This window comes from Janthinobacterium sp. AD80 (assembly GCF_002878455.1).
Lineage (GTDB): Bacteria > Pseudomonadota > Gammaproteobacteria > Burkholderiales > Burkholderiaceae_D > Janthinobacterium.
Window position 1 is genome coordinate 1 of the sequence record NZ_NRDQ01000238.1, and the last position, 3,176, is coordinate 3,176.

Below are 3,176 nucleotides of genomic sequence, written 5' to 3' on the forward strand. Positions count from 1 at the left end.
CGGCACGCCGGGGTCGGGCAAGGCGCCCGCCAGCGGCAAACGGTCGGGCGCCATGCAGCGAAAGCCCGTGCGGCCCGCCAGCGGCGCGGTGAACGGGGCCACGCCGAGGATGTCGGCGGTCTTCGCGATATTGTCATGCTGGCTCGATGCGCGCAGCGTGGCATCCGCGTCGGCGTCGTAGCTGGCGCCCACGCAAACGATGCCCGCATGCGCCGGCGTCATGTAGGCTTCGCGGCAGACGACAAAGGGGATGGCCGGCAGCAGGCCTTGCGGCAGATGCGTGACCTGGCCGCGCACGGCGTCGAGCGGCAGGCCGGCCGCCTGTTCGAAGTGTACGGCGCCCGTGCCGGCGGCCAGGATGACGGTCGGCGCCGCCGCGATCAGCGTGCCTTGCGCATCGCGCACCAGCCATTCGTCTTCCAGGCGTTCCAGGCGCAGGGCGCTGCTGGAAAAGCGCCGCGTCAGCAGGCTGCCGCAGGCGTCGAGCATGGCAGCGCACACGGAAGACGGGCGCGCCCAGCCGCCTTCGGCAAACCACCAGCCGCCATCGGGCGCCGGCGCGCCCAGCATGGCGCCAGCTTGCGGCGCTTCCAGCCAGCGCGCGAATTCCGGCGGATACACGCCGCTGGCGGCGATCTGCCGCTGCACGTACGCATGCTCGGCATCGCGCGCCAGCTGCAGCACGCCGCATTGCGCGCCCTCGATGGCGGCGCCGATGCCGCCCAGGCCATGCCAGTAGCGCAGCGCGTACAGGTAGGCGGCGCGCGTCAGGCGCGTGGCGATGTTGTCATCCTTCGACAGCAGCGGCATGAAGATGCCGGCCAGGTTGCCCGAGGCCTCGCTGGCCGGCTGCGCATGGCGCTCCACCAGGGTCACTTTCCAGCCGCGCGCGGCCAGCCGTTCGCAGGCGGCCGCGCCGGCCACGCCCGCACCGATGACGATGGCGCGGCGCTCGGGGGCGAGAGCGGCTTCGTACTGGCCGCGCCTTGCATAAAACACGGCGCGCAAGCGGCTCTCGTCAAACACGAAGCCGTTCTGTTGCAGCGCCATGCGCTGCGCTTCATCCAGGTGGACGGCATGCAGCTGGCCGCCGTCCACCATCAGCCGCGCCAGCACCGGCACGGCGGCCGGCACCCACGCCAGGTGGACCACGTCGACCTTCGCCACCAGCTGCGCCAGGCAAGCCTCCGCTTCGCCGATCAGCACATCGAGAGTGACGAGGCCATCGCGCGACGCCATGCGGTGCAGGCCCGGCACGCAGTGGGGCCACTGCACGCGCCACTCGTCCGGCAAATGGCTGGCATCGACGGGACGCGGCGCCAGCGCGATGTAGTGCAAATGCCGCCCGCCATGCGCGGCGCAGGCGGCGCGAAAGCGCGCGCCGTCGAAATCCGTGTCGAGCAGGACCGGGACGTGGCGCATCAGCGCCCCGCGCGGCAAAAACAGGCGGGCGCGTGGTCGTTGACCATGCCGATGCCCTGCATATAGGCGTAGATGATGGTCGAGCCGACAAACTTGAAGCCCAGCTTGAGCAAGTCTTTCGACAGTTTGTCGGACAAGGCCGTCGTGGCGGGAAATTCACCGGGCTGCCAGCTGTTGACGATGGGCTGGCCATCGACGTAGGCCCACAGGAAGCTGTCCAGGGTCTGCCCTTGCGCGCGCAGGCGCAGGTAGGCTTGCGCATTCGTGATGGCCGCCGCCACCTTCAGGCGGTTGCGCACGATGCCGGGGTCGGCCAGCAGCTGCGCCACCTTCTCGGGGCCATACGCGGCGATTTTTTCCGCTTCCCAGCCATCGAAGGCGGCGCGGTAGGTCTCGCGCTTGTTGAGGATGGTTTCCCAGCTCAGGCCCGCCTGCGCTCCTTCCAGGTTCAGCATCTCGAACAGGCGCCGCTCGTCGTGGCAGGGCACGCCCCACTCCGTATCATGGTAGTCAAGGTAGCGGGGGTTGGCCGGATTGGCCCAGGAGCAGCGGGTGGTAGTCATGGTCATCGAATCTTCGTGTGCGGGCAAGTGCCAGTATAGTTTATCGGCCGCGCAGGATGCGTCCCAGTACCTGCAAGCCGTGCGCCATCTCGGCGGGAGGAATCGCCGCAAAGCCCAGCAGCAGCCCCGGCGGCGCGATGCATGCCGGCCCGGCCAGCGGATCGGCATAATGGCCCAGCGGGCGCAGTTCGACGCCCTGCGCCAGCCCCGCGCGCGACACCGTTTCCTCATCATGGCCACCGCGAAAATACGCGCACAGATCCAGGCCGCTGTCGGCCGGGCCGCACGCCAGTTGCTCATCGAGTTCGCTGGCGATGCCGCGCACCAGCGCGTCGCGTCGCTCGGCATTGCTGTCGCGCGTGCGGCGGATATGCCGGCCAAAGTGCCCTTCGGCGATGAAGTCGGCCAGCGCCATCTGCGGCACGATGGCCGTGTGCCGGTCCATCACGGCCTTGGCCTGTACCAGCGACTCGGCCAGCGCGGGCGGCGCCACCATGTAGCCCAGGCGCAGGCCGGGGAACATGACCTTCGACAGGGTGCCGACATACACCACGCAGCCATCGCGGTCCAGGCTTTGCAGCGACGCCAGCGGCGCGCCCGTGTAGCGGTATTCGCTGTCGTAATCGTCTTCCACCACCCAGGCTTTATTCTGCGCGGCCCACGCCAGCAAGGCCAGGCGGCGCGGCAAGCTCATGCTCACTCCCAGCGGCAGCTGGTGCGACGGCGTCACGTAGGCCAGCTTCGCCTGCGGGCAATGCGCCACGCCATGCGCCACGTCGAGCCCCTGCGCATCGACGGGCACGGGAAAGACCTTGGCGCCCGCCGCGCGCAGCGGGCCGCTGGCGCCCCGGTAGCCGGGCGACTCCATCCAGGCGCAATCGCCCGGCGCCAGCAAAATGGTCGACAGCAGGAACAGCGCCTGCTGCGAACCGGAGGTGATGACGATCTGCTGCGGCGTGCAGTGTATGCCTCGCGACGCCTTCAGGTACACGCACAGCAGTTCGCGCAGCGGCAGGAAGCCGGCCGGATCGCTGTAGCCGAAGTGGTGATCGGGACGGCGCCAGCGCCGCGCCTCCAGGCGGTTCCACACGTCGAACGGAAAATGGTCTATGCGCGGCATGCCGACGCGGAAGGCGCGCAGCGGGCCACGGTGAAACGCCACTTGCCGCATGGCCGCCACCACGCCCTGCC

Annotated in this window: 3 protein-coding genes; all 3 read right to left on the reverse strand. The window is 69.6% G+C overall.

Annotated features, from left to right (window positions below; all coding sequences use genetic code 11):
* The coding region (mnmC, locus tag JaAD80_RS27760) for an FAD-dependent 5-carboxymethylaminomethyl-2-thiouridine(34) oxidoreductase MnmC (RefSeq protein WP_102299358.1) at positions 1–1,422 on the reverse strand (1,422 nt) is incomplete at its 3' end.
* On the reverse strand, positions 1,422–1,985 hold the full coding sequence (locus tag JaAD80_RS27765) for a DNA-3-methyladenine glycosylase I (protein ID WP_102299359.1): 564 nt from the start codon (positions 1,983–1,985) through the stop codon (positions 1,422–1,424). The genes mnmC and JaAD80_RS27765, both read right to left, overlap by 1 nt.
* Positions 1,986–2,025: 40 nt before the next feature.
* On the reverse strand, positions 2,026–3,176 hold a 1,151-nt coding region (locus JaAD80_RS27770), incomplete at its 5' end, for a PLP-dependent aminotransferase family protein (RefSeq protein ID WP_102299361.1).